The sequence below is a fragment of the Streptomyces sp. NPDC057950 genome (assembly GCF_042887295.1).
GTDB lineage: Bacteria > Actinomycetota > Actinomycetes > Streptomycetales > Streptomycetaceae > Streptomyces > Streptomyces kaempferi.
The window spans coordinates 31057-55596 of sequence record NZ_JBHVPP010000013.1 but is presented as its reverse complement, the minus strand read 5'-3'; the positions used below and the strand labels follow the sequence as shown (position 1 = coordinate 55596).

Here is a 24540-nt window from a genome sequence, read left to right as displayed (position 1 = left end):
ACGGCGTGAAGGACATGTGATCTTCCGCGTCCGGCCCGTGCGCGCGGCTGTGATCGCCGTCTCCCACGGCTGACGCATCCGCCATGAACAAGGCAAACTGGCCTCGTTGCACTGACGGTTCGGCAGGGGGACAGCGATGGACGGTGTACCGCGAGTGCCGGAGCAGCGGCGCCCCGAGGAATCGGCGGCGTTGCGCTTCAGCGTGCTCGGACCGGTGCGCGCCTGGCGCGGCGAGGAATCGCTGCCCACAGGGTCCCCGCAGCAACGCGCCCTGCTGGCAGCGCTGTTGCTGCGGGAGGGCCGCACCGCCACCTCCGGCGAGCTGATCGACGCCCTGTGGGGCGAGGAACCCCCCTCGCAGGCACTCGCGGCCGTCCGTACGTACGCCTCCCGGCTCCGCAAGGCCCTCGACCCCGGCGTGCTGATCAGCGAGTCGGGCGGCTACGCGATCCGGCTGTCCGAGGGCGCGGGCACGCTCGACCTCGCCGAGGCCCAGGAGATCTCCGCCGACGCGGAGAAGGCGAAGCACTCCGGAGACCTGTGCCTCGCCCGCGAGCTGCTGAACCGGGCGCTGGCCCTGTGGGACGGGGAACCCCTGGCGAGCGTGCCGGGACCGTACGCGGACACCCAGCGGGCACGCCTGGAGGAATGGCGCCTCCAGCTCCTGGAGTCCAGGCTCGACATGGACCTGGAGCAGGGCTGCCACGCCGAGGCGGTCTCCGAACTCACCGCGCTGACGGCGGCGCACCCCCTCCGGGAGCGGCTGCGCGAGCTGCTCATGCTGGCGCTGTACCGCAGCGGGCGGCAGGCCGAGGCCCTCGCCGTCTACGCCGACACCCGCCGCCTGCTCGCCGACGAACTGGGCGTCGACCCGCGCGCGGGCCTGAAGGAACTCCAGCAGCGCATCCTGCAGGCGGACCCGGGCCTCGCCGAGCCCTCCGCCCCGGCGGCGGAACCCGCGGCCGCGCCGGTCCGCCCGGCCCAGCTCCCGGCCACCGTCACGGACTTCACGGGCCGCGCCTCCTTCGTCCAGGAACTCAGCGACGTCCTGGCCTCCGCCTCCTCCGCCGAGGGCGAGGGCCAGGTCATGGCCGTCTCCGCGCTCGCCGGCATCGGCGGGGTGGGCAAGACGACCCTCGCCGTGCACGTCGCCCACCAGGCGCGGGCGGCCTTCCCCGACGGACAGCTCTACGTCGACCTCCAGGGCGCCGGGCAGCGGGCGGCGGAGCCGGAGACGGTGCTCGGCGCGTTCCTGCGCGCCCTGGGCCACCCGGCCTCCTCCATCCCCGACTCGCTGGAGGAACGCGCGGCGCTCTACCGCTCGGTCCTCGACGGCCGCCGGGTCCTGGTGCTGCTGGACAACGCCCGGGACGCCGCCCAGGTGCGCCCCCTGCTCCCCGGCATGGAGGGCTGCGCGGCCCTGGTGACGTCCCGGGTGCGGATGGTGGACCTGGCCGGTGCCCATCTGGTGGACCTCGACGTGATGTCCCCCGAGGAGGCCCTCCAGCTCTTCACGAAGATCGTCGGGCAGGAGCGGGTGGCGTCCGAGCGCGAGGCGGCCCTGGACGTCGTCGCGGCCTGCGGCTTCCTCCCGCTGGCGATCCGTATCGCCGCCTCCCGGCTGGCCGCCCGCCGCACCTGGACGGTCTCGGTGCTGGCGGCGAAGCTCGGCGACGAGCGGCGCCGCCTCGACGAACTCCAGGCCGGCGACCTCGCCGTCAAGGCCACCTTCGAACTCGGCTACGGCCAGCTGGAACCCGCCCAGGCCCGCGCCTTCCGTCTGCTGGGCCTCGCGGACGGCCCGGACATCTCGCTGGCCGCCGCCGCCGCCGTCCTGGACCTCCCGGTCGACGACACCGAGGACCTCCTGGAGTCCCTCGTCGACACCTCCCTCCTGGAGTCCGCCGCGCCCGGCCGCTACCGCTACCACGACCTGGTCCGCCTCTACGCGCGCGCCTGCGCCGAACGCGACGAACAGCCACCGAGCGAGCGGGACGCGGCGCTGTCGCGGCTGCTGGACTTCTACTTGGCGACGGCTGCCGGGGTCTATGCGATCGAGCGTCCCGGCGACCGGCTGGTGGAGCACCTCGAGGCCACGAAGTACCCGGGGCTGGTGTTCGACGATCGGCATCCGGCGCACGACTGGTTGTACGCCGAAGCCAACGCCCTCCTGTCGTGCGTGCGCCAGTCCGTGGCGGACAGCCGGCTTCGGAGAGCCGTCGACCTGCTCTGGGCCGCCAAGGATCTTGCCGAGTCGGGGGCCAATTCGCGCGAGTACGAGGTCGCCGCGAACGCGGCGCTCGAGTGTGCCCGTGCCATCGGTGACGCGCGCGCCGCCGGCCGGGCGCTGACTACGCTCACCGACGTTCACATGGTCGCGGGACGGTTCGACCAGGCTGACGCGGCCGCCATCGAGGCCACCCGCATGGCGCAGGAGGCGGACGACCCCGTCGCCAGGTGCTGGGCCCCCAACACCCGGGGCATCATCGCCATCTACCAGAGCCGGCACGCCGAGGGCGAGCGGCACCTGACCTCGGCCATCGAGAACTTCCGCAGCAACAAGAACCGGCCGGGCGAGGCCAGCGCACTGTGCAACCTGTCCCGCATACACATGGCCACGGGGCGTGTCGACAGCGCCGTCACCCTCGCTCAGCAAGGCATCGACATCTACGACTCCACCGGGAACGCCCTCAGGGGCGCGAACGGGCGCTACGCCCTGGGCTTGGCGCTCACCCGCAACGGGGACCTCGGCCCGGCGGCCGAAAGCCTCGTGGAAGCCCTGGAGACCTTCCGGGACAGCCGCCAGCGGCTCTGGGAGGGAATGACTCTCTTCCGGCTCGCGGAGGTCGATCTCGCCGCCCGCCGGCCGGCGCAGGCCGCTTCCAACGCGGAGATGGCCCTGACCGTGCTGCGGGGCATCGGCGGGGAGTGGCGGCGCGGGCTCGTGCTCACCGTCCTCGGTCGCGCCCTCAGCGGCATCGGACAGACCGGTCGCGCCCAAGTCTGCTGGCGGGAAGCCCTGGGGATCCACGAGGAGTTGGGCTCACCGGAAGCGGACGAGGTGCGCGGCCTGCTGGCCGTGACCGCCGCTGTCTGACCGGATGCCGGCGCGTTCATCGAACGTTTATCACCACCCGACATGCTCACTCCTGTCGTTCCGTCGCGTCGGGGGGCAGGCGGATCGGCAGTGAGGCCGTGAGGTTAACCTGAACGGCCAATTGGTGCCCGTCCGGCGCCCATCGGGGGAGATGCCGGGCGGGCCCCAAGCCTCTTGCCTGCCACACAACCGGGGAGTTGACCGCTATGAGCGAGAAGAAGACCGAGCCCGTCGTCAAGCCACTGGACCAGCACGCGACCGGTGAGGAACTCGTCACGATGGACCAGCACGCCACGGACGAGAAGGTCATCGCGCTGGACCAGCACGCCACCGGCGGCGAGATCAAGCCGCTGGACCAGCACGCGACCACCGAACCGTCCAACTGACCACTCACGACGGGGATCGGCCGCGGCGGCGCGGAGGGGGAGCCGCCGCGGTCGACGTGTGTCCGGGGCCGGCCGGGGCCACAGGGCGCCCCGCGCCCACCGCGCCGGCCGGCGACACCGCCCCGCGGCGCTCGCGGCGCCGTCAGCGTCGCCGAAGGTCCCCCTTCACCACCTTCCCGCTCGCGTTCCGCGGGAGTTCGGTGACGAACTCGACCGTCCGGGGCACCTTGTAGTTGGCCATCTCGCGGCGCGACCAGGCGATCAGGTCGTCGCCGGTCAGAGCCGCTCCGGGGCGCCGTACGACATAGGCCCTGCCGACCTCTCCCAGCCGTCCGTCGGGCACGCCGATCACCGCCACGTCCGCGACGTCCGGGTGGACGCCGAGGAGCTGCTCTATCTCGGCGGGGTAGGCGTTGAAGCCGCCGACGATGAACATGTCCTTGATCCGGTCGGTGATGCGGAGGTTGCCCGCCGCGTCGAGGACGCCCACGTCACCGGTGCGCAGCCAGCCGTCCGGGGCCAGCACCGCCGCCGTGGCCGCCGGGTCCTCGAAGTAGCCCCGCATCACGTGGAACCCTCGGACCAGTACCTCGCCGGGGGTGCCGGGGGCGAGGGGCGTCCCGTCCGCGTCCGCCACCCTGACCTCCGTGTCCGGGATCGCGCGGCCCGCGGTGGAGGCGATCACGGCGGGCGCGTCGCCCCGGCGGCACATGGTGACGATCCCGCTCGCCTCGGAGAGCCCGTACGCGGTGAGTACGGTGCCGATCCTCAGCTCGGACCTCAGCCGCTCCACCAGTCTCAGGGGAACCACGGCCGCCCCCGTCACCACCAGTCTCAGCGCGGACAGGTCGTACGCGTCCCGGTTCGGGTGGTCCAGCAGGGACTGGTGGAGCGTGGGCGGGCCGGGGAGGACCGAGATGCGCTCCGCCGCCACGTTCGCCAGCACCGTGTCCACGTCGAACACGGACTGCGGGACCATCGTCGCGCCGCGCATCAGACAGGCCAGCACCCCCGCCTTGTAGCCGAAGGTGTGGAAGAAGGGGTTCACGATCAGATAGCGGTCGCCCGCCCGCAGCCCGGCCAGCTCGCTCCAGATCGCGTAACCCCGCAGGCTCTGCGCGTGCGTGATCACCGCACCCTTGGGCCGTCCCGTCGTCCCCGACGTGAAGACGATGTCGGACGGGGCGGTTCCCGCCACGGACGCCGCCCGTTCCCGTACCTCCGCCGCCCCGACGCCCTCCCCGTCCGCCAGGAAGTCCTTCCAGGTGCGGAAGCCGGCGGGGGCGTCGTCCGACAGCACCACCACCTGCTCCAGGTGCGGGAGTCCGGGCAGCGGGCCGGGACCCTCTCCCTCGCCGGCCGCCCGGCGCAGTGACGCCACGTACGAGGTGCCCAGGAACGTCCCGGTCACGAAGAGCAGTCTCGCCCGGCTCCGGGCCAGCACGTACGCCGCCTCGGCGCCCTTGAAGCGGGTGTTGAGCGGGACCAGCACGGCGCCCGCAGAGACCGCGCCGAGCGCGCAGACGATCCAGTCCAGGGTGTTCGGCGCCCAGACGGCCACCCGGTCGCCCGTGCGCACCCCCTCGGCCAGGCAGGCCGCCGCGGCGCGTTCCACGCGGGCGCCCAGCTCCGCGTACGTGACGCGCGTCCGGCCCTCGACGACGGCCTCCCGGTCCGCGAACCGCCGGGCCGCCGACCGGACCAGCCCCGGGACGCTGCCCCACTCCAAGTCACCGCGCACGGCGGGCCTCCCCATGACCGACGAACAGCTAGCTGACTACCCGTCAGATTAGCTGTAGCCTGACGCACTGTCAGCAGCCCCGGTTCACAGGGAGGCGCGCGCCCATGGCACGGAGCACGGCGGGGATCAAGGACGCCACGGCCGTCGTCGGCATCGGTCAGACCCCCTTCGCCCGGCAACTCCCCGATTCCGAGAAGACCTTGGCCTGTCGTGCGATTCTCGCCGCCCTCGACGACGCCGGGATCGCCCCCGCGGAGGTCGACGGGCTGGCCTCCTACACGATGGAGGAGACCGACGAGGTCGAGGTCGCCAAGGCCCTCGGCTTCGGCGACCTCACCTTCTTCAGCAAGGTCGGTTTCGGGGGCGGCGGTTCGTGCGCGACCGTCGCTCATCTCGCCGCCGCCGTCACCACCGGGCAGGCGACGGTCGGGGTCGCCTGGCGGTCGCGCAAACGGGGCAGCGGCCCCCGGCCCTGGAGGAACACGGTCGCCCAGCTCCCCACCCCGGCGCAGTGGACCCGCCCCTTCGGGCTGCTCAGACCCGCCGACGAGATCGGCATGCTGGCGCGGCGCTACATGCACGAGTACGGCGCCACCCGCGACCACCTCTTCAACGTGGCGCTCGCCTGCCGCAACCGGGCCAACCAGAACCCCGCCGCGATGATGTACGACCGCCCGCTCACCCGCGAGATGTACATGACCTCGCGGTGGATCAGCGAGCCCCTCTGCCTCTTCGACAACTGCCTGGAGACGGACGGGGCGTTGGCGTGCGTGGTGGTGTCGGCCGAGCGGGCGCGGGACTGCCGGCGGCGACCCGTGTACGTCCACTCCGTCGCCCAGGGCCTGCCCGCCCAGCACCACGGCATGGTCAACTACTGGAACGACGACCCGCTCACCGGCCCCGCCTGGACCGCCGCCCGGCACCTGTGGAAGAACGCCGACTTCACCCCGGACGACGTCGACGTGGCCCAGATCTACGACGCCTTCACGCCTCTCATACCGCTCTCCCTGGAGGGCTACGGCTTCTGCGGCCGGGGCGAGGGCGCCGCCTTCACGGAGGGCGGCGCGCTGGAGATCGGCGGCCGGCTGCCCCTCAACACGGGCGGGGGCGGGCTCAGCGAGGCGTACGTCCACGGCTTCAACCTCATCAACGAGGGCGTGAAGCAGCTGCGCGGGACCAGCACGGCGCAGGTGCCGGGAGCCGCCACCTGTCTGGTCACGGCCGGGGAAGGGGTCCCCACCTCCGCCGTCCTGCTGCGAACCTGAGGAGCCGAGATGACCCGACCCCCCGCCCCGGACGCCACGGAACCCCTGCTCCCGCCGGTCGTGGACGAGGACGGCGCGCCCTTCTGGGAGTACGCCGCCCGGGGCGAGCTGCGGATCCAGGCGTGCGCCGACTGCGGCGAACTGCGCTTCCCGCCCCGCCCCTGCTGTCCCCACTGCCGTTCCTTCGACAGCCGGTGGCGCCTGATGAGCGGGCTGGGCCGGGTCTGGTCGTACGTCGTCCCGCATCCGCCCCTGCTGCCCGCGTACGCGGCCCGGGTGCCGTACAACGCGGCCGTCGTCGAACTCTCGGACGCCCCGCGCATCCGGCTGGTCGGGAACCTGGTCGCCGGGCCGGGTACCCCGCTGGGCTCCCTCGCCCCCGACCGGATCCGGATCGGGGCCCGGGTGCGGGTCGTGTTCGGTGCCGAGGGGCTGCCGCAGTGGGTTCTGGAGCGGTCGTGAGCGGCGGGCTGCGGATCTCCTGCGACCAGGACACCGGGGTCGCCGTCCTCACCCTGGACCGGCCCGCCCGGCTCAACGCGATCGATGTCGCGACCGCCCGCGAACTCGCAGCCGCCTGGCAGGCGTTCCGGTTCGACGACACCGTGCGGGCCGTCGTCGTCACCGGGGCCGGCGAGCGGGCCTTCTGCACCGGGCTCGACCGTGCGGCCGAGGTGCCGCAGCCTGACTCGCCCTTCATGGTGGACGATCCGCTCCTGCGGATCGGCCCCAAGGCCAACGACCTGTGGAAGCCGGTCGTGGCCGCCGTGTGCGGAATGGCCTGCGGGGGCGCCTTCTACCTGCTCGGGGAGGCGGAGTTCGTCGTCGCCGACGAGACCGCGGCCTTCTTCGACCCGCACACCACGTACGGCATGGTCAGCGCGTACGAGTCGGTCTACCTCGCCCAGCGCATGCCCTTCGGGGAGGTGGCCCGGATGGCACTGATGGGGACGGCCGAGCGGATCTCCGCCCGGCGGGCCCACGAGATCGGCCTGGTCTCCGAACTCACGCCCCCGGGCGGGGCGTTGGCGGCGGCCGTGGCGTGCGCCGCCGTCATCGCGTCCTACCCGTCCGACGCCGTCCAGGGCACCGTGCGGGCGCTCTGGCAGGCCCAGGAGGCGACCCGCGCGGCAGCCCTCGCACACGCCCCGCAGCTCGTCTCCCTCGGCAACCTGCCCGGCGAGCGGCAGGCGGAGCTGTTCGCCGCACGACGCCCTGGCGGTTTCCGGACGCGGTGAGCCTCGCGGGCCGTCAACGCACCACGGCGGCCCGTCGATCGACCTCGCAGTGATCGATCTCGTCCACGTGGCCCGCACCGGCGACGGGCACCCGGACGGTCGCCTTGTCCTTCGCGGACACCGAGACCTGGTCGGAGGTGTCGATCACGGTGAGGCCGCGCGCGTCCTTGAAGGCGATCTTCACCGTCAGGACACTGTCGCGCCCGTTCGGATTCCTGACCTCGACGGTCGCGTACGGGTCCGCCGTGCTCGCGCAGTGCACGAGCACCGCGGTGCCGTCCTTCAGGGGCCGGGCCGTGCCGCCGGTGGAGGACGCGGTGGGGGTGGAACGGTGGGTGGGCCGCGATCGGTACGTGGCGCCGCCGCCGTCGCCGGTATTCGTGCCGGAGCCGTACGCGTCGCCGCCGGACGAGGAGCTTTCGGAAGAGGAGCCGCCGGAAGAGGAACTGCCGTACGAGCCACCGCCGCCCGACGTCGACGAGGAACTGTCGTGGTCCTGGCGGGAGCTGCTGCAACCGCCCCCGCCACCGCTGTGGTGACCGCGGCTCCCGTGGCCATGGCCCGACGAGAAGCCGGTCAGGGCCAGCACCACCATCGCCGACACCGCTGTGAATCTGAGTCTGCGCCCCCGCGTGTACATGCCCATCACCCTACCCACGGCCCTCGCACCCACCCCCGTACCGTGCCGACCGGCGGGGGCCCTCACGTCGTACGGGCCGTCCCTGTCCCCTTCTCCGCGTCCAGGGCGTACACACAGCGGTCCTTGCTGCAGGCGTACACGACGCCGTCCTTGACGACGGGGGCGCCGGTGATCTCGCCGCCGGTCGCCAGCTTCCAGCGCAGCCGCCCGTCGTCGGCCTTCAGCGTGTACAGGAGGTGGTCCGTGGAGCCGAAGTGGATGCGGCCCTCGGCCACGGCGGGGGCGCCCACGATGTCGCCGCCCGCCTGGAAGCGCCACTTCGGCGTACCCGTGACCGCGTCCAGGGTGTACAGACCCTTTCCGCTGCCGACGTGGACATGCCCCGCGGCGACGAGCACCGGCTCGATGGAGGCTCGGGCCTCGGTCGCGATGCGCCAGCGGTCCCGCCCGTCGGTGGCGTCGAGCGCGTACACCGTGCCGAGGTAGTCCGCGAGGTACACCCCGCCCCCCGCGACCGCGGGCCCCGGTACGAAGGTCGGCGGGCACAGGAAGACCGCCGGTGCCTCGAAGTGCCAGCGGACGTGACCGCTCGCCATGTCGACGGCGAGCACCCGGGTGCCCGCGGAGATGTAGACGTAGCCGTCGTCGGCCCGGGTCAGCCGGACCGGCACACCGCCGCACGACGCCGCGTCGCCGATCGGGTACGACCAGCGCTCTTCACCCGTACGGGCCTCCAGCGCGCGCAGCCGCGCGTCCTTCCACACGAACACCGTGCCGTCGTGCACGGCGGGTCCGGCCTCCGGGGACTCGAAGTCGCTCTGGGCGCCGGTGACCTCCCAGAGTTTCTGGCCGTTGGATGCCTCCCATGCCTGCACACCGCCCCCGCGCGTCCCGGTGACGACGGTCCCGCGGTCGGCCTTGAGGGAGTAGACCCAGGCATCCGTCGCCAGCCGCCACAGATCGGCGCCCTCCCGGGCGTCCAGGGCGAACAGCGTCGGGCCGTCGGAGGCGTGGATACGGCCGTCCGCGACCGCCATCGACCAGGCCACGTCCCGCGTCTTGAAACTGCGGCGGCCGGTCGCCACGTCCAGCGCGTGGACCTCGAAGGACGTGACGTAGACGAGGTCGCCCGCGACCGTGGGCGTGCCCCAGACGTCGTTCGACATACGGAAGCGCCAGGGCCGCCAGCCGGACGGGGAGTCCGGCGGGGGCGGCGGCGCGACCGCCGGCACCGGGTCGGCGCCGTTGACGCCGACGCGCGGCCGGGACCAGGAGGCGGCGAGGCCGGCCTCTGGAGGAGGGGCCTTCACGGCGGCGGCACGGGCGTCGGCGACGCGTGGCCCGGGACCGATGGGCACCTTGGCGCCCGCCAGCCGCACCGGGCCGGTGTCGGGCGCCCCGACGACCGCGGGAGCGTGCGCGGGCGGCGGGGGCACGGCCGGGCGTCCGCCACCGCTGCGGCCCCCGGACGGCGGGGTCTTCACCGGCGGACGGCCCCCGCGGCGCGACTCGATCAGACCCACCGCCCGCTCGGGCAGCCAGGCCGACGCCGTACCGCTGTCGTCCGAGCCGGAGCCGAACAGGTGGGGAGCCAGTTGCGCCTGGAGGTCGGCCGGGTTGGGGCGGCCGGTCGCCTCCATCTGCATGCAGGACTCGATCAGCGGCCTCAGCTCGTCCGGGAGTCCTTCGAGGTCGGGGCCCTCCCGGAGCAGCATGAAGACCGTCTCGACCGGGTTCGCTCCGTGGAAGGGGGCGTGCCCGGTGGCGGCGAAGACGAGCATCGAGCCGAGCGAGAAGACATCGCTCGCGCCGGTCACGCTGCGCGAGTCCTTCGCCTGCTCGGGTGACATGTACGCGGGCGTGCCGACGGCGACATTCGTCATCGTCAGACGGGTGTTCGACACACCGGACGCGATACCGAAGTCGATGACCCGCGGCCCGTCCTCGACCACCAGCACGTTCGAAGGTTTCAGGTCGCGGTGGACGAGCCCCGCGCCGTGGATGGACTGCAGGGCCTCCGCGACGCCCGCGGCCAGCCAGCGCACCGCCTGGGCCGGCATCGGCCCGCACTCGTTCACTATTTCCTCGAGGGAGGGCGCCGGAACGTACGCGGTGGCCAGCCACGGCACCGCGGCGCGCGGGTCGGCGTCGACGACGGCCGCCGTGTAGAAGCCGGAGACCGCGCGCGCGGCCTCGACCTCACGCGTGAAGCGCACCCGGAACAGCTGGTCCTCGGCGAGCTCCGTCCTGACCGTCTTGATCGCCACGCGACGGCCGGAGGCCGAGCGCGCGAGATAGACCAGCCCCATGCCGCCGGCACCCAGCCGCCCCAGCACCTCGAACGGCCCGATCCGACGCGGATCGTGCTGCGTCAGCTGATCCACCACTTGCCTGCCACCTCCCCGTACGAGCCACGTCATCCACGTATGAACGCAGCCCAGTGCAGCGTCTCACCACCGCACCGCCTTGGCGGCACGCACCCCGATTCTTCCTGTCCGCGCCACCGGTTGCGAACCCGGGGGCGGATCGGGGTGTCTCGGGATATAACGGCTACTCCCCACCGGCGGACGGAGCTTCACCGCCACCGGCCGGGGCCGTTCACCGCTGGATGACGGCGAACGACGCCCCTTGATTGTCGGTGACGACGGCCACTTTTCCGTACGAGGTGTCGAAGGCGGGCACCTGGACGCGGCCGCCGAGCCGGTTCACCGTTCCGAGTACCGCCTCGACGCTCTCGACCCCGAAATGGACCAGGAAGTGCGGCGGCATCTCGGCCGGGAAGACGTCGAGGACGGGGGCCCGGCCGACGTCGGGGGAGGCGTCGGCGCCGAAGAGGGCGTCGTGGAAGAGGGCCCCGTAGAACGCGTCGACGACCCAGGTGTCCCGTGCGTACAACTCCGCCCAGCAGAAGGAGCCCGGCGCGTGCCGCTTTCCGAAGCCGGGGTGCTCTCCGGCCTGCCAGAGGCCGAACACCGCGCCCTCGGGGTCGGTGGCGAGGGCCGTCGTGCCGAAGGAGCCGACCGGTGTGGGCGCGGTGATCAGCCGGCCGCCCGCCGTGGTGATCCGGGCGGCCAGCGCGGCGGCGTCCGGGGTGGCGAAATACACCGTCCAGACGGTGGGCATGCGGCCGTCCCCCTTGGGCGCCAGGGCGGCGACGGGCTCGCCGTGGTGGCGCGCCCACACCCCGGCTTCGGGCGGCCCGAAGCCCTCCCCGAAGGTCCAGCCGAACAGCTCACCGTAGAAGCGTCGGCCCGCCTCCACGTCGGGAAGCTGCGCTTCCACCCAGCAGGGGACGCCTTCGGGGAAGGCACCGGACGCGTCGGCGGCGCCGGATGCCGGGGATACGGCCATGCGGCCAAGTTAATGGCGTTTCCGCCACCTCGCGCGGTGGCGGGTACCGGCCGCGAAGGCCCCGCGGACCCGCCCGGCGCCCATCTCACACCCCACCCACGCCCCACAACACCCCACCGCACCCCATTTGCAGTCGGCCGAATCGCGCTCCGATCACCCCTCGGTAAGCTGACGGCATGACAGGACAAGTGCGTACCGTCGACGGCCGCGTGGCCGGTCGGCGTGGGCAGGCGACCAGGCAGAAGCTGCTCGACTGCCTCAGTGAAATGCTCAGCTCCTCCCCCTACCGGGACGTCAAAGTCATTGATGTCGCCCGTAAGGCAGGCACTTCACCGGCGACCTTCTACCAGTACTTTCCGGACGTCGAAGGCGCCGTCCTGGAGATCGCGGAGCAAATGGCCGCGGAGGGAGCCGGGTTGACCGAACTGCTCGACGGGCGCTCCTGGGCCGGCAAGGCCGGCTGGCAGACCGCGCAGGAACTCGTCGACGGGTTCCTGGAGTTCTGGCGGAAGAACGACGCCATCCTCCGTGTGGTCGACCTGGGCGCCGCCGAGGGCGACAAGCGGTTCTACAAGATCCGCATGAAGATCCTGAATTCGGTGAACAACTCCCTTACGGACACGGTCACCGAGCTGCAGGCCAAGGGCAGGGTCGACAAGGACGTGAATCCCGCGGCGATGGCCGGCTCCCTCGTCGCGATGCTCGCGGCGGTGGCCTCGCACCAGAAGGGATTCCAGACGTGGGGTGTCAAACAGGCTGAACTCAAGCCGAATCTCGCGCTGTTGGTACATCTCGGCGTGACCGGGAAGAAGCCGACCAAATAGGAGTCGCTTCCCCTCCGTTTTCCCCTGCCCCCCTCCTGTCATGCAGGCGGCAGCCCACGCCGGACGGACCGTTCCGGCGGGCTGTCGCCTGCTGCGCTGTGCGGGCCCCGTGCCTCGCCCCGCCCCTCGGCACCCCCGGCAGCCACGACGGGACGGCTCCCGCCCCTCAGCGCCGCGTGATCCGGAACAGCCGGATCTCCCGCTCGATCCGCGCCTGGTACGTGGCGTACGGCGGCCAGAACACCAGCGCCGCCTGCCAGGCCGCGTCCCGCTCCGCCCCCGCCAGCAGCCGGGCCGTCACGGGTATGTCCGTGCCCTTCCAGCTCACCTCGGCGTCCGGGTGGGCGAGCAGATTGGCGGTCCACGCCGGATGGTCCGCGCGTCCGAAGTTGGAGCCGACCAGCAGCCAGCTCGCCGCGTCGGCCCCCTCCGGCATGCAGGCCAGCGGCGTCCGCCGGGCCAGCCCGCTCCTGGCGCCGCGCGCCGTGAGGACGACGCCCGGCAGCATCCGCGCGCTGAGCAGCACCCTGCCGCGGGTCAGCCGGTGCACCGCGCGGTCCACGGCGGGGACGAGACGCGGCGCGACGCGGGCGAAGGTCCGGGTCGAGGACACCTTCTGCACGAGCCGGACCCCGGGGAGCGCCCCGCGGGCCATCAGACCACCACCTCCCCGCCCTCGAAGAGGCGCGCGTCGTCGGCCGCGTGCGCCCGTAGCCGGTGCACGGGCCCGAAGAGCAGTTCGTCACCGGACGCCCGCTTGAAGTACAGGTGGGCCTCGTGCTCCCAGGTGAAACCGATGCCCCCGTGGAGCTGGATCCCCTCGGCGGCGGCTGCGCGCAGCGCCTCCAGCGCCTGGGCGAGAGCGAGCCCCCCGACCCGTTCGTGGCCGCCGCCGTCACCGGCCGCCCAGGCCGCGTAGTAGGCGGCCGAGCGCGCCGCCTGCACCCGCACGTACACGTCGGCGAGGCGGTGCTTGACCGCCTGGAAGCTCCCGATGGCCCGCCCGAACTGCTCCCGCTGCCGCACGTACTCGACGGTCCGCTCCAGGGCCCGGTCGGCGGCGCCCACGGCCTCCGCGGCGAGCACCGCGGCGGCACTCCGGCCGAGGCGGGCGAGCTCGCCGAGCGCGTCGGCGTCCTCCCCTCCCAGCGGCTCGGCCGCCACGTCCCTCAGCTCCACCCGGGCCTGCGTCCTCGTCTCGTCCAGCGAGGTCTGCCGCACCCGCACGAGCCCCTCGGCGTCCTCCCGGACGAGGAACAGCGATGTCCGCGACCTGGCGAAGCCTCCGGTGTGCGCGGCCACCACCAGGAGCCGCGCACTGTGTCCGGCGAGCACATGGGCCGCCTGCCCGTAGAGCCGCCAGCCGCCGTCGGCCCGCCGGGCCTGCACCCCGCCGGCGCGTCCGCCGCCCGCCCAGTCCCCGTGGTGGTCGCCGACCAGCCCGAGGGCGGTGGCGAGCCCGGCGCCCGGCGCCGCGAGGGCCGCGGTCAGTTCACCGCACGCGATCCGGGGCAGCAGCGCGGCGCGCTGGTCCTCGGTGCCCAGGGCCAGGATCAGCGGGGCGGCCAGGACGGCCGTGGGGATCAGCGGCGAGGGGGCCAGGGCGCGTCCCGACTCCTCGCAGGCGAGGGCGAGTTCGGTGACCGAGCAGCCGACTCCGCCGTACCGCTCGGGAAGGGCGAGCCCCGGCAGACCGAGCTGCCGGGCGAACGTGTCCCACAGGCCGGTGTCGTATCCGGCGGCGGTCCGCACGGCGGCCCGCACCTCGTCCGGGCCGCACCGCTTGAGCAGGAGTTCCCGGAGGGTGCGGCGGATCTCGTCCTGTTCGGGGGTGAAACGGGCGTCCATGGGCAGGCCCCTCCTGATATGACGGGCCGTCATATTAGGACGTGCGGAGGGAGATGCACAGAGACGGGGCACAGGCGGGCTGGGCGGAACGATGGAGGCGGGGCGGTGGGCGGGACGGCCTCCCCCGCGTCAATTATCTGATGTACCGTCAGATTCATGACTCCGGGGAAGCGCAAGGTCGCCGTGGTCGGTGTCGCCCTCTCCGACTGCGGCCGGGTGGACGACGCGACCCCCTACACCCTGCACGCGCAGGCCGCCCGCCGGGCGCTCGCCGACGCGGGCCTGGACCGGGCCCGGGTCGACGGCTTCGCCTCGGCCGGCCTCGGCACGCTCCCCCCGGCCGAGGTCGCCGAGTACCTCGGGCTGCGTCCCGCCTGGGTCGACTCGACCGCCGTCGGCGGCTCCACCTGGGAGGTCATGGCGGCGCACGCGGCCGACGCGATCGCGGCCGGTCACGCCCGCGCCGTCCTCCTCGTGTACGGGTCGACGGCCCGCGCGGACATCAAGGCGGGCCGCCGCACCGGCGACCTCTCCTTCGGTGCCCGGGGCCCGCTCCAGTTCGAGGCCCCCTACGGCCACACGCTCATCGCCAAGTACGCGATGGCCGCGCGCCGCCACATGCACCAGTACGGCACGACGCTCGAACAGCTCGCCTCGGTCGCCGTCCAGGCCCGCGCGAACGCGGCCCTGAACCCGGAGGCGATGTTCCGCGCCCCGATCACGGTCGACGACGTCCTGTCCGGCCCGATGATCGCCGACCCCTTCACCAAGCTGCACTGCTGCCTGCGTTCCGACGGTGGCGCGGCGGTGCTGCTGGTGGCCGAGGAGTACGTACGGGACTGCCGTACGGCCCCGGTGTGGATCCTCGGCACCGGGGAGCACGTCTCGCACACGACGATGTCCGAGTGGGCCGACTTCACGGTGTCCCCCGCGGCGGTCAGCGGACGTCTCGCCTTCGAGCGGGCGGGGGTGCGGCCGGACGAGATCGACGTGGCCGAGGTCTACGACGCCTTCACCTACATGACGCTCGTGACGCTGGAGGACCTGGGCTTCTGCGCGAAGGGCGAGGGAGGGGCGTTCGTGGACGCCGGGAAGGGGCGGCTGCTCGTGGGCGGGGAGCTGCCGGTGAACACCGACGGAGGCGGCCTGTCGGCCCAGCATCCCGGGATGCGGGGGCTGTTCCTGCTGGTCGAGGCGGTCCGGCAGCTGCGTGGGGAGGCGGACGGACGCCAGGTACGACTCGCGGACGGCGAACCGCCCCGGCTGGCCGTGGCGTCCGGCACCGGGGGCTGGTTCTGCTCGTCCGGCACGGTGGTACTCGGGCGATAGGCCCGCGACGCCCGCCTCAGCGGACGGTACGGAGGAAGGCCGTCCAGGCGGTGGGGGTGACGGCGAGGGTGGGGACCGTGTCCGCCGGGTTCTTGGAGTCGCGGATGTGGATGGTGGTGGGGGTGGGGGCTATTTCGAGGCAGGCGCCGCCTTCGTTGGTGCTGTAGCTCGACTTGAACCAGACAAGTTCGGTCGTGTTCACAGTTGCCCCGCCTTCCCTTCGATGAGGTCCGCGGACTCCCACGGTGTGAGCGCCTGAGCCCGCAGCATGCCGAACACGTCGAACAGACCGTTGACTTGATCCGGCCTGGTGATCAACGTACTGCCTGCCTGGGACTCGACGAACACCAGATTGCGGCCTTCCTCCGTGCTCATCAACTGCATTGGTCCTTGCAGTCCGGCATGCGTATGCCGTCCGGTCGGCATGACCTGGACCGTCAGATGGTTCAGCGCCCGCATGCATTCGAGCAGGTGCAGCAGTTGCTCCCTCAACACCTTCGGGTTGCCGAACGGCCTCTCCAGCACCGACTCCTCGACCAGGAAACTCAGACGCGGCGGCGGGTTTCGGGTCAACACCGCCTGACGTTCCAGCCGGGCCTCGACATACTTCTCGATCTCCTCCTCCGTATAGGCGGGAACGCGAGACTCGTACAAGGCTCGCGTGTACGCCTCCGTCTGGAAGAGACCCGGAATCACCATGACCTCGTACCCGCTGACGATCTGCGCCAGCCGTTCGAGCCGCACCCAGTCCACAAACTTCGGCGGATACTTCGCCTCCTCCATCATCTCGACGCACGCGATCAGCGCGCCCCGCGCATCCAGCCCCTTGTCGGCGCCCTTGAGGAACTCGATCGTCGGAATCCGCTCACCCCTCTCGTACGCCCCGAAACACGACTCGGACACGTGCACCAGGTCGGCGGCCTCCTTCTGCGTCAGCCCCAGCCGCCCCCGGTGAATCCGCAGCAACTCCCCCACCAGCCTGCGCCCCATGGACACCCCACCACTCGCCCCCACGACAACCACCGTCCTCCCCACAACCGGCAATGTGGACCCCGTCCACCTGGTCACGCTACGCAACCACCGTCACGCTCATAGTCATGACGAACGAACTCACCCCGAATTGGGTCCCCAAGTCGGGTCTTCAGCTACGTCTCGCCGGGGTCCACTTCGACGCCGTGCGTGTCTGCGGCGTGCGCGGGGAAGCCGTGCTGCACCACCTCACGGGACTGACCGACGGCCGCCCCGGACCCGTCGTACGGGAGATGAGCGGCTGCCGGTGGACGTACTTCCTGCTGGCCCCCGGGGAGAGCGCGGAGCACGACTGGCCGCCGGGGGCCCGCCGCTTCGCCCGGTCCCGGCAGGACGAGTACATCGGGGTCCCCGCTCCGGAGGGCAACACCTACCCGCTCGGCTGGGGCGCCGGCGCACCGGAGGTCGGGGAGTTCGTGGACGCGGAACTGCTGCACGGGGTCCTCAGGGCGCAGCTCTGCCGGATGCCCGAGTGATACTCGGGGCATGGGAACGGATCTTCACGAGCTGCTGAGGTCGCTGCGGGTGTGGGACGTCGAGCTGCCCTCCTTCGACCCGGCGGAGGCGCCCCCCGCACCACTGCCCCTGTTCACGGAGTGGTTCGCGCGGGCGGTGGCTGCGGGCCAGAGCGAGCCGCACACGATGTCGCTGGCGACGGTGGACGAGGACGGTCTGCCGGACGTGCGGATCGTGATGCTGCACGGCGCGGACGCGGACGGATGGGCCTTCGCGAGCCACACCACCAGCCGCAAGGGGCGGCAGCTCGCGGCCCGTCCGTACGCGGCGCTCGAGTTCTACTGGCCCGCCCAGGGCCGTCAGATCCGGCTGCGCGGCCCGGTGACGGTCGCGCCGCCGCGGGAGGGGCAGGCGGATCTGCGCGCCCGCTCGACGGGGGCGCTGGCCGCCGCGCTGGTCGGCAGGCAGAGTGCTGTCCTCGGCTCGGTCGAGGAGTTGGCGCTCGCCTCGGACGCCGCCTGGGAGCGCGCCGGGCGCGAGCCGGACGCGACGGCGCCGACCTGGACCCTCTACCGCCTCCAGCCGGAGGAGGTGGAGTTCTTCCAGGGAGACGCGCGACGCCGGCACGTACGGCTCGTCTACCGCCGCACGGGAACGGACTGGCACACGGAGCTGCTGTGGCCCTGAGGGAATGCGGGCGCTGGTCCAGACGGCGGAACTCCCGTCACCGTCAGGCAGGCATCTCGGCGGGACGCGAGACGTCCTCGAAGTCGTACACGTCGAAGTCGGCCACCGGCCGGTAGCCGATCCGCTGGTAGAGGCCGTTACTGGTGGGGTTGGAGAGGTCGGTGAAGAGCAGGACGTCGTCCACGCCGGAGGCCAGGGCGACCCGGCCGACCTCGACGGTGGCGGCCCCCGCGTAGCCCAGGCCGCGGAACGGGGCCGGGGTGTAGACCGGGCCGACGCGCACCTGCCCGGCGATCCGGGGTGTCGCGCCGGCCATCGCGACCGGGGTGCCGTCCGGCGCCTCCCACAGGGTGATGCCGCCGTGGGCGATCCGGGCCGCGGCCCAGTCGTCGGCGACCCGCGCGGTCCGCTCGCCGACCGCTTCGGCGAACTCGCCGTACCAGCGGGCCAGCAGCCCCCGGTCACCGTCCTCGGCGACCCGTGGCCGGCCGGGCGGGACGGGTCCGGGCACGGCCGGTGTGCCCAGCCGGTACAGCCGGTCGTGGCGGTGCAGCGGGGCACTCACCCCCGGGCGGCGCCGCTGCCATGCCTCGGCGAAGGCCGCGGCGGTGGCGCGGTCGGCGGTGACGCCCGGCAGGTCGTGTCCCAGGTCCGCCAGACGGGCGGCGAGGGAGTCGGCGTCCTGCGCCGACAGGGGCGTGACGTTCAGCCGGTGGGGTGGTGTGCGGAAGAAGGCCGCGCGTACGTCCCCGCCCCGCTCCAGCAGGCCGAGCACCGGCGGCTGCGCCCCGAACGTGCTCGGACCCCGGGTGCGCAGCGCGTGGGTCACCGTGAGCGGCACGGTGTGCAGAGCGGGCCGCTCACGGAGGAAGTCCCCCGCGCGCGCGAGGAAGGCGTCCACGTCGTGGGTGACCGCCCAGGTGTGAGGCTCACGAGGCATGCCGTCATGATTCCGCCCGCCGCCCGTCCGCCGCCTCCGGTTTTTCCGGTACGGCGACCGGCCGGGGAAGCGCGACAGGCCCGGGGGCGGGGTCTCACAGGGCGCTACGGCTGGGCCACCTGCGTGTCCGGGTCCGTCAGGACCGGCACCGGGTCGGTCGCGATCCGCGCGTGCAGATGGACGTCCCGGAACGCGTCGTGCCGCCCGGCTTCGAACATCGCGCCCCTGAGCGTCCCCTCGCAGCGGAAGCCGCACCGCTCGGCGACCCGGCAGGAGGCCGTGTGGCCGAGGGCGTGGCCCAGCTCGAGGCGGTGCAGACGGATCGCGCCGAAGGCGAAGCGGGAGGCCAGGGCGAGGGCGCGGGTGGCGACCCGCTGGCCTCGGGCCTCCGGCAGGACCCAGTAGCCGATCCGGGCGACGCGCATGACGTGGTCGATCTCGTTGATGCCGATGTGCCCCAGTGGCGTACCGCCCGTCTCGTCCATGACGCAGAAGGAGACGCCGGTGCCGTCGGCGGCGCTCTCGGTGCGCGAGCGGAGCGACTCGCGGGCGCTGTCGATGTCCCGGACGGGCCGGAGCGGGGTGTTCCAGCGCTGGAACTCCGGGTCGGACACACCGCGCAGCCAGGCCGCGACATCGACGTCGGAGTCCGCGTCCCAGGGCCGCAGCAACAGACCGAGGCCGTGCAGCTCGGGGAAGGGCTCGGCGGGGGACCTCACGTGGAAACCGGACATCCATTCATTGAAACGCTTCGGCGGCCCGAGCTCACACCCGGGGCGCTCGGGGCCCCCGGGGGTGCGCGGGCGCGGCGGCGGCGGGGCGGGGACGGAAGACGGGCGTCCCTTCCCGGAAGGCCACCTCGAGCTCCATGCCGATCCGCAGCGCGCCCGGCGCGCACTCCACCACCTCGGTCATCATCCGCGGGCCCTCCGCGAGGTCGACGACGGCGGCGACGTACGGCACACGGTCGCCGAACGGCGGGAGGTCGTTGCGGTGCACGACGGACCACGTGTAGAGCGTGGCGCGGCCGCTCGCGGGCCGCCAGCGTCCGTCCTCGCTCCAGCAGTGCGGACAGAACTCGCGGGGGTAGTGATGCGCCCGCCCGCAGGCGTCGCAGTGGCGTAGCAGCAGCCGGCCCGCCGCGGCCGCCTGCCAGTACGGACGGGTGAAGGCGTCGGCCTCGGGCACGTCGAACCGGGTGCTCATCGCAACAGCCCGATCGCGTCGTCCAGCGACCACGTCTGCCAGGACATCCCGAACAGGGCGACGGCCGAGATCAGTGCCATCATCGCGTTCTGCCCCTGCTCGGCCCAGTCGTGGATCATGAGCGTGAAGTACAGGACGTTGAGCAGCAGTGCCCCGGCCAGGGCGACCGGGGTCAGCAGGCCGGCCACCAGGCCGATTCCGATGGCGAGTTCGGCGTACACGACGACGTACGCCATCGCCTTCGGGCGTGGCGCCACGACCGCCTGGAAGCCGGAACGCACCGCGCTCCAGCGGTGCTTGGCCGCCACGTCCGCCGCCCACGCGATCCCGGTCCCCCGCTCGAACCAGGCCGTCCTGTCCTTGTGCCGCCAGCTCTCCAGCCACCACAGTCCGAGCCCGATCCGCAGCACGGCCAGCCATTGCGCCCCGTCGAGCCAGATCGTGTCCATGGCCGAACCCCCCCTGCCGTCACCGTTTCTGACGGTACGTCAGTTCAGCGTACGCGGGATGTCCGCGCAAGAGGCTCACACCGACCCCGCCTCCGCGTCCGGAGCGCGACCAGGTGACCTACGCCACCGATCGCACCCACCCCTCCTACAGCCGTGATCAGTTCGCAACCGATTCAGGTCTTGACCGAGACCTATCAATTGACGACGTGATTACGCTCGCGCTCATGGCCGACTCGACTGCTTCCTCCACACTCCGCCCGGTACCGTCCCACGAGGACCGCCCCGTGTACGTGATCGGCGGCGGCCCCGGTGGCCTCGCGGCGGCGTACGCGTTGCGCGCCCAGGGCGTACGGGCCGTCGTGCTGGAGAAGTCCGACCGGGTCGGGGCCTCCTGGCGGCGCCACTACGACCGGCTGCACCTGCACACGACGCGCCGGCTGTCCGCCCTCCCGGGACTCCCGATGCCCCGCGCGTTCGGGCGGTGGGTGTCGCGCGACAACGTGGTGCGCTACCTGGAGAAGTACGCCGAGCACCACCAGTTGGAGATCGTCACGGGCGTCGAGGTCTCCCGCGTCGAACGCGCCGGTGACTCCTGGCTGCTGCACGCCACCGGAGGCCGCGAACTGACCGGCAGCGCGGTCGTCGTCGCCACCGGCCACAACCACACGCCCCGCATACCGGACTGGCCCGGCCGTGACGCGTACAGCGGCGAACTCCTGCACGCCGGCGACTACCGCGACCCGGCCCCCTACGCCGGACGGGACGTCCTGGTCGTCGGCGTCGGCAACACGGGCGCCGAGATCGCCGTGGACCTGGTCGAGGGCGGCGCCGGGCGGGTGCGGCTCGCGGTGCGCACCGCCCCGCACATCGTGCGGCGTTCCACGGCCGGCTGGGCCGCCCAGTTCACCGGCATCCTCGTTCGGCGGCTGCCGGTGCGCCTCGTCGACGCCCTCGCCGGGCCGATGGCCAAGGTGAGCGTCCCGGACCTGTCGGCGCAGGGGCTGCCGCGCCCCGGCACCGGCCTCTACTCGCGCGTCAAGGAAGGCTCGATCCCCGTCCAGGACGTCGGCCTCATCGACGCCGTGCGCAAGGGGCGGGTCGAGATCGTGGCGGCGGTGGAGGGCTTCGAGGAGGGCAAGGTCGTCCTCGCCGACGGAGCGCGGATCGGCCCCGACGCGGTGATCGCCGCGACCGGGTACGAGCGCGCGCTGGAGGGCATGGTCGGTCACCTCGGCGTGCTGGACGGGCGCGGCCGCCCGGTCGTGCACGGCGGCCGCACCCCGAAGAACGCGCCCGGCCTGTACTTCACCGGTTTCACCAACCCCATCAGCGGCATGTTCCGCGAACTCGCCCTGGACGCCAGGAAGATCGCGAAGGCCGTGGCACGCGCCGCGGGACGCACCCGCACGGCGGGCTGAGCGGGGTCCGCGGTGCGCGGGGCGCGGCAGGCGAGCCGGGCCGCACCTGAACCGCACCGGTCACGAGCGGGACCGGACCCGAGCCCGGCCGTGTTCGCGCAGGTGGGCGGGCGATGACGCCGGTGACCAATGAGGCGGGTTCCGGGCCCCTTACCGCGGGTACGAACCAGGTGCACGCCGCACCCGTCCACGCACCCCCGTCCGCCTGCCGCGCACCCGTCGCACAGCTCCCGCACGACCCTGTGGACACTCGCCCGCGCACCCACGGGGGCACACAGCCCTCACCGCGCGCGGGCGGCTTTGCTTGCACGACTGTTCCTGACAGGCCGTCAGTTAAGTAATCTGACAGAGCGTCAGTTAATTGGCTGTCACACAGGAGCGGGCGGACCGATGCTTGGATCAACCCACGGCACCCTCACCACCGACTCCCGCCGGGCCCGGGTCATCGCCTGCGGCGAGCAGCCCTCACCCGTCGTGCACGGCCGGCCGGCCGACGTCGACGACCTCGACGTCAGCGGTCGCCCGCTGTACGCCGGCGTACCCGATCTGGACCGCTTCTTCCGTCCCGGGTCGGTGGCCGTCGTCGGCGCCTCGGACACCGAGGGACGGCCGAACACCGGCATCACCCGGCAGCTGATGTCCTGGGCCGAGCGGGTCGGGGCCCGGCTGCACCCGGTGCACCCCACCCGTCGGTCCGTCTTCGGGCTGCCCTGTTTCCCCTCCGTCGCGGACCTGCCCGAACAGGTCGACCTGGCCGTGCTCCTGGTCGGCGACCCGCTCGCCGTGATCGGTGAACTGAGCGAGGCCAAGGTGAAGTTCGCCGTCGCCTTCGCCTCCGGGTTCGCCGAGACCGGCGCCGAGGGCGCCGCCGCGCAGGAGCGGCTCGCAGCCGCCGTGCGCCGCTCCGGCCTGCGACTGCTGGGCCCCAACACCAACCTCAACGCCTTCGAGCGGTTCCGCGACGACCTCGAAGGGCCCGCGGTCGCCCTCATCACCCAGTCCGGCCACCAGGGGCGGCCGGTCTACGCGATGCAGGAACTGGGCGTACGGCTCTCCCACTGGGCGCCCACCGGCAACGAGGCCGACCTGGAGACAGCCGACTTCATCTCCTACTTCTCCGAGCGGCCCGAGATCGGCGCCATCGCCTGCTACGTCGAGGGGCTCAAGGACGGCCGCTCCTTCCTGCTCGCCGCCGACCGTGCCGCCCGGCGCGGGGTGCCCGTCGTCGCCGTCAAGGTCGGCCGCACCGAGACCGGCGCCCGCACCGCCGCCTCCCACACCGGCAAGCTGACCGGCGCCGACACGGTGGTGGACGCGGCGATGCGGCAGTACGGCGTGATCCGCGTCGACGGCCTCGACGAACTCCAGGACACCGCCGCCCTGCTGGCCCGCGCCCGCGCTCCGCTGGCCGACGGGGTCGCCGTCTATTCGATCTCCGGCGGCACGGGGGCGCACTTCTCGGACCTGGCGACGGCGGCGGGGCTGCGCCTGCCGGACCTGTCGGCGGCCAAGCAGGCCGAACTGCACCAGTGGATACCCGAGTACCTGAGCGTGGCCAACCCCGTCGACAACGGCGGACACCCGGTCGGCGACTGGCGCGGCCGGAAGATCATCGACGCGATCCTCGCCGATCCCGCGGTCGGGGTGCTGATCTGCCCGATCACCGGCCCCTTCCCGCCGATGAGCGACAAGCTCGCGCAGGACCTGGTGGACGCGGCGGAGCGGACGGACAAGCTGGTGTGCGTGGTGTGGGGGTCGCCGGTCGGCACCGAGGCCGCCTACCGCGAGACGCTGCTCGGGTCGGCGCGGGTCGCCACCTTCCGCACGTTCGCCAACTGCATCACCGCCGTGCGCGCCCATCTGGAGCACCACCGGTTCGTCGCCGCGTACCGCTCGCCCTTCGACGAGGCGCCCCGCACCCCCTCGCCCTCCTTCCGCAAGGCCCAGGCGCTGATGCGGCCGGGTCAGCAGCTGAGCGAGCACGCGGCGAAGCAGCTGCTGCGCGCGTACGGGATCCGGGTGCCGCGCGAGCAGTTGGTGACCAGCGCGGCGGCGGCCGTGCGCGCGGCCGGCCTGGTGGGCTACCCGGTCGTCATGAAGGCGTCCGGCGCGCAGATCGCCCACAAGACCGAACTCGGCCTGGTGAAGATCGGGCTGACCTCCGCCAGTCAGGTCAGGGACGCCTACCGCGAGCTGACCGACATCGCGCGCTACGAGGGGATCTCGCTGGACGGGGTGCTGGTGTGCCAGATGGTCGAGCGGGGCGTCGAGATGGTCGTGGGGGTCACGCACGACCGGCTGTTCGGGCCGACCGTGACCGTAGGGCTCGGCGGCGTCCTCGTCGAGGTACTGCGGGACACGGCCGTGCGCGTGCCGCCCTTCGGCGAGGACCAGGCCCGGGGGATGCTCCGCGAGCTGCGCGGCCGGGCGCTCCTGGACGGTGTGCGCGGCGCGCCGCCGGTGGATGTGGACGCACTCGTCGAGGTCGTCCTGCGCGTCCAGCGGATGGCGCTGGAGCTCGGTGACGACATCGCCGAGCTCGACGTCAATCCGCTGATGGTGCTGCCCAGAGGGCAGGGGGCGGTGGCGCTGGACGCCCTGGTGGTGTGCCGCTGACCCGCCGCGCCACCAGCCGC

General features: G+C 72.9%; 23 protein-coding genes. 11 read left to right on the top strand and 12 right to left on the bottom strand.

From position 1 onward, the window contains the following. Nucleotides 1-136: 136 nt before the first annotated feature. Together ACFVTC_RS21955 and ACFVTC_RS21950 are read left to right on the top strand one after the other, a co-directional pair. The gene (locus ACFVTC_RS21955; RefSeq protein WP_390129460.1) at nucleotides 137-3097 is read left to right on the top strand and encodes a BTAD domain-containing putative transcriptional regulator; all 2961 of its coding nucleotides are present in this window, start codon (nucleotides 137-139) and stop codon (nucleotides 3095-3097) included. A 206-nt stretch (nucleotides 3098-3303) separates the two neighbouring features. Next, nucleotides 3304-3483: a hypothetical protein gene (locus ACFVTC_RS21950; protein WP_390129458.1), complete on the top strand. Its 180-nt coding sequence runs from the start codon at nucleotides 3304-3306 to the stop codon at nucleotides 3481-3483. Between the two features lie 142 nt (nucleotides 3484-3625). Here the strand turns inward: ACFVTC_RS21950 and ACFVTC_RS21945 are convergent, their stop codons facing one another. Next, nucleotides 3626-5224: a FadD3 family acyl-CoA ligase gene (locus tag ACFVTC_RS21945; RefSeq protein ID WP_390129456.1), complete on the bottom strand. Its 1599-nt coding sequence runs from the start codon at nucleotides 5222-5224 to the stop codon at nucleotides 3626-3628. Between the two features lie 104 nt (nucleotides 5225-5328). On the opposite strand from ACFVTC_RS21945, the gene ACFVTC_RS21940 reads away from it, so the two are divergent. The 3 genes from ACFVTC_RS21940 to ACFVTC_RS21930 are packed head-to-tail and all read left to right on the top strand — an operon-like array spanning nucleotide 5329 to nucleotide 7727. Beyond that, a complete protein-coding gene (locus tag ACFVTC_RS21940; RefSeq protein WP_390129454.1) occupies nucleotides 5329-6489 on the top strand; it encodes a lipid-transfer protein in 1161 nt (386 codons plus the stop codon). Nucleotides 6490-6534: 45 nt separating this feature from the next. After that, a complete protein-coding gene (locus tag ACFVTC_RS21935) occupies nucleotides 6535-6951 on the top strand; it encodes a Zn-ribbon domain-containing OB-fold protein (protein ID WP_390129797.1) in 417 nt (138 codons plus the stop codon). Next, complete coding sequence (locus ACFVTC_RS21930; protein ID WP_390129453.1) at nucleotides 6948-7727, top strand: enoyl-CoA hydratase/isomerase family protein; 780 nt, start codon at nucleotides 6948-6950, stop codon at nucleotides 7725-7727. The genes ACFVTC_RS21935 and ACFVTC_RS21930 overlap by 4 nt, the downstream gene beginning before the upstream one ends. A gap of 13 nt (nucleotides 7728-7740) precedes the next feature. Here ACFVTC_RS21930 and ACFVTC_RS21925 read toward each other — a convergent pair whose 3' ends face one another. From ACFVTC_RS21925 to ACFVTC_RS21915, 3 genes are all read right to left on the bottom strand, one after another. Then, nucleotides 7741-8367 carry a hypothetical protein gene (locus ACFVTC_RS21925; RefSeq protein ID WP_390129451.1) on the bottom strand — a complete coding sequence of 209 codons (627 nt, stop codon included), beginning with the start codon at nucleotides 8365-8367 and terminating at the stop codon, nucleotides 7741-7743. 62 nt (nucleotides 8368-8429) lie between these two features. After that, nucleotides 8430-10754, bottom strand: coding sequence for a PQQ-binding-like beta-propeller repeat protein (locus tag ACFVTC_RS21920; RefSeq protein ID WP_390129449.1), 2325 nt, complete (start codon nucleotides 10752-10754; stop codon nucleotides 8430-8432). A 211-nt stretch (nucleotides 10755-10965) separates the two neighbouring features. Then, nucleotides 10966-11718: a VOC family protein gene (locus ACFVTC_RS21915; protein ID WP_390129447.1), complete on the bottom strand. Its 753-nt coding sequence runs from the start codon at nucleotides 11716-11718 to the stop codon at nucleotides 10966-10968. A 176-nt stretch (nucleotides 11719-11894) separates the two neighbouring features. Between ACFVTC_RS21915 and ACFVTC_RS21910 the strand changes: the two genes are divergently transcribed. After that, nucleotides 11895-12542 carry a TetR family transcriptional regulator gene (locus ACFVTC_RS21910; protein ID WP_153290019.1) on the top strand — a complete coding sequence of 216 codons (648 nt, stop codon included), beginning with the start codon at nucleotides 11895-11897 and terminating at the stop codon, nucleotides 12540-12542. Nucleotides 12543-12708: 166 nt separating this feature from the next. Here ACFVTC_RS21910 and ACFVTC_RS21905 read toward each other — a convergent pair whose 3' ends face one another. Then, nucleotides 12709-13197, bottom strand: a complete 489-nt coding sequence (locus ACFVTC_RS21905) for a nitroreductase family deazaflavin-dependent oxidoreductase (RefSeq protein WP_390129444.1) — start codon at nucleotides 13195-13197, stop codon at nucleotides 12709-12711. Next, nucleotides 13197-14390 carry an acyl-CoA dehydrogenase family protein gene (locus ACFVTC_RS21900; RefSeq protein WP_390129442.1) on the bottom strand — a complete coding sequence of 398 codons (1194 nt, stop codon included), beginning with the start codon at nucleotides 14388-14390 and terminating at the stop codon, nucleotides 13197-13199. The genes ACFVTC_RS21905 and ACFVTC_RS21900 overlap by 1 nt, the downstream gene beginning before the upstream one ends. Before the next feature lie 156 nt (nucleotides 14391-14546). Between ACFVTC_RS21900 and ACFVTC_RS21895 the strand changes: the two genes are divergently transcribed. Beyond that, on the top strand, nucleotides 14547-15719 hold the full coding sequence (locus tag ACFVTC_RS21895) for an acetyl-CoA acetyltransferase (RefSeq protein WP_390129440.1): 1173 nt from the start codon (nucleotides 14547-14549) through the stop codon (nucleotides 15717-15719). A 16-nt stretch (nucleotides 15720-15735) separates the two neighbouring features. Here ACFVTC_RS21895 and ACFVTC_RS21890 read toward each other — a convergent pair whose 3' ends face one another. Together ACFVTC_RS21890 and ACFVTC_RS21885 are read right to left on the bottom strand one after the other, a co-directional pair. Beyond that, on the bottom strand, nucleotides 15736-15921 hold the full coding sequence (locus tag ACFVTC_RS21890; protein WP_390129438.1) for a DUF397 domain-containing protein: 186 nt from the start codon (nucleotides 15919-15921) through the stop codon (nucleotides 15736-15738). Beyond that, nucleotides 15918-16709: a Scr1 family TA system antitoxin-like transcriptional regulator gene (locus tag ACFVTC_RS21885; RefSeq protein ID WP_390129436.1), complete on the bottom strand. Its 792-nt coding sequence runs from the start codon at nucleotides 16707-16709 to the stop codon at nucleotides 15918-15920. Before ACFVTC_RS21885 ends, ACFVTC_RS21890 begins: the two co-directional genes overlap by 4 nt. Before the next feature lie 107 nt (nucleotides 16710-16816). Between ACFVTC_RS21885 and ACFVTC_RS21880 the strand changes: the two genes are divergently transcribed. Then, nucleotides 16817-17224, top strand: a complete 408-nt coding sequence (locus ACFVTC_RS21880) for a hypothetical protein (protein WP_390129434.1) — start codon at nucleotides 16817-16819, stop codon at nucleotides 17222-17224. A 10-nt stretch (nucleotides 17225-17234) separates the two neighbouring features. Continuing rightward, nucleotides 17235-17891 (top strand): pyridoxal 5'-phosphate synthase, encoded by a 657-nt coding sequence (locus ACFVTC_RS21875; protein ID WP_390129432.1) that lies wholly within the window; start codon nucleotides 17235-17237, stop codon nucleotides 17889-17891. Between the two features lie 43 nt (nucleotides 17892-17934). Here the strand turns inward: ACFVTC_RS21875 and ACFVTC_RS21870 are convergent, their stop codons facing one another. The 4 genes from ACFVTC_RS21870 to ACFVTC_RS21855 form a co-directional block, all read right to left on the bottom strand. Next, complete coding sequence (locus ACFVTC_RS21870; RefSeq protein WP_390129430.1) at nucleotides 17935-18831, bottom strand: GNAT family N-acetyltransferase; 897 nt, start codon at nucleotides 18829-18831, stop codon at nucleotides 17935-17937. Between the two features lie 104 nt (nucleotides 18832-18935). Beyond that, the gene (locus ACFVTC_RS21865) at nucleotides 18936-19565 is read right to left on the bottom strand and encodes a GNAT family N-acetyltransferase (RefSeq protein WP_390129428.1); all 630 of its coding nucleotides are present in this window, start codon (nucleotides 19563-19565) and stop codon (nucleotides 18936-18938) included. A 31-nt stretch (nucleotides 19566-19596) separates the two neighbouring features. Further along, nucleotides 19597-20037: a Zn-ribbon domain-containing OB-fold protein gene (locus ACFVTC_RS21860; RefSeq protein ID WP_390129426.1), complete on the bottom strand. Its 441-nt coding sequence runs from the start codon at nucleotides 20035-20037 to the stop codon at nucleotides 19597-19599. Then, nucleotides 20034-20486 (bottom strand): DoxX family protein, encoded by a 453-nt coding sequence (locus tag ACFVTC_RS21855; protein ID WP_390129423.1) that lies wholly within the window; start codon nucleotides 20484-20486, stop codon nucleotides 20034-20036. Before ACFVTC_RS21855 ends, ACFVTC_RS21860 begins: the two co-directional genes overlap by 4 nt. A 224-nt stretch (nucleotides 20487-20710) precedes the next feature. Here ACFVTC_RS21855 and ACFVTC_RS21850 point away from each other — a divergent pair, with 224 nt between their 5' ends. Both ACFVTC_RS21850 and ACFVTC_RS21845 read left to right on the top strand, forming a co-directional pair. Continuing rightward, the gene (locus ACFVTC_RS21850; RefSeq protein ID WP_390129420.1) at nucleotides 20711-21904 is read left to right on the top strand and encodes a flavin-containing monooxygenase; all 1194 of its coding nucleotides are present in this window, start codon (nucleotides 20711-20713) and stop codon (nucleotides 21902-21904) included. 390 nt (nucleotides 21905-22294) lie between these two features. Continuing rightward, complete coding sequence (locus ACFVTC_RS21845) at nucleotides 22295-24520, top strand: acetate--CoA ligase family protein (protein ID WP_390129418.1); 2226 nt, start codon at nucleotides 22295-22297, stop codon at nucleotides 24518-24520. Nucleotides 24521-24540 lie beyond the last annotated feature (20 nt).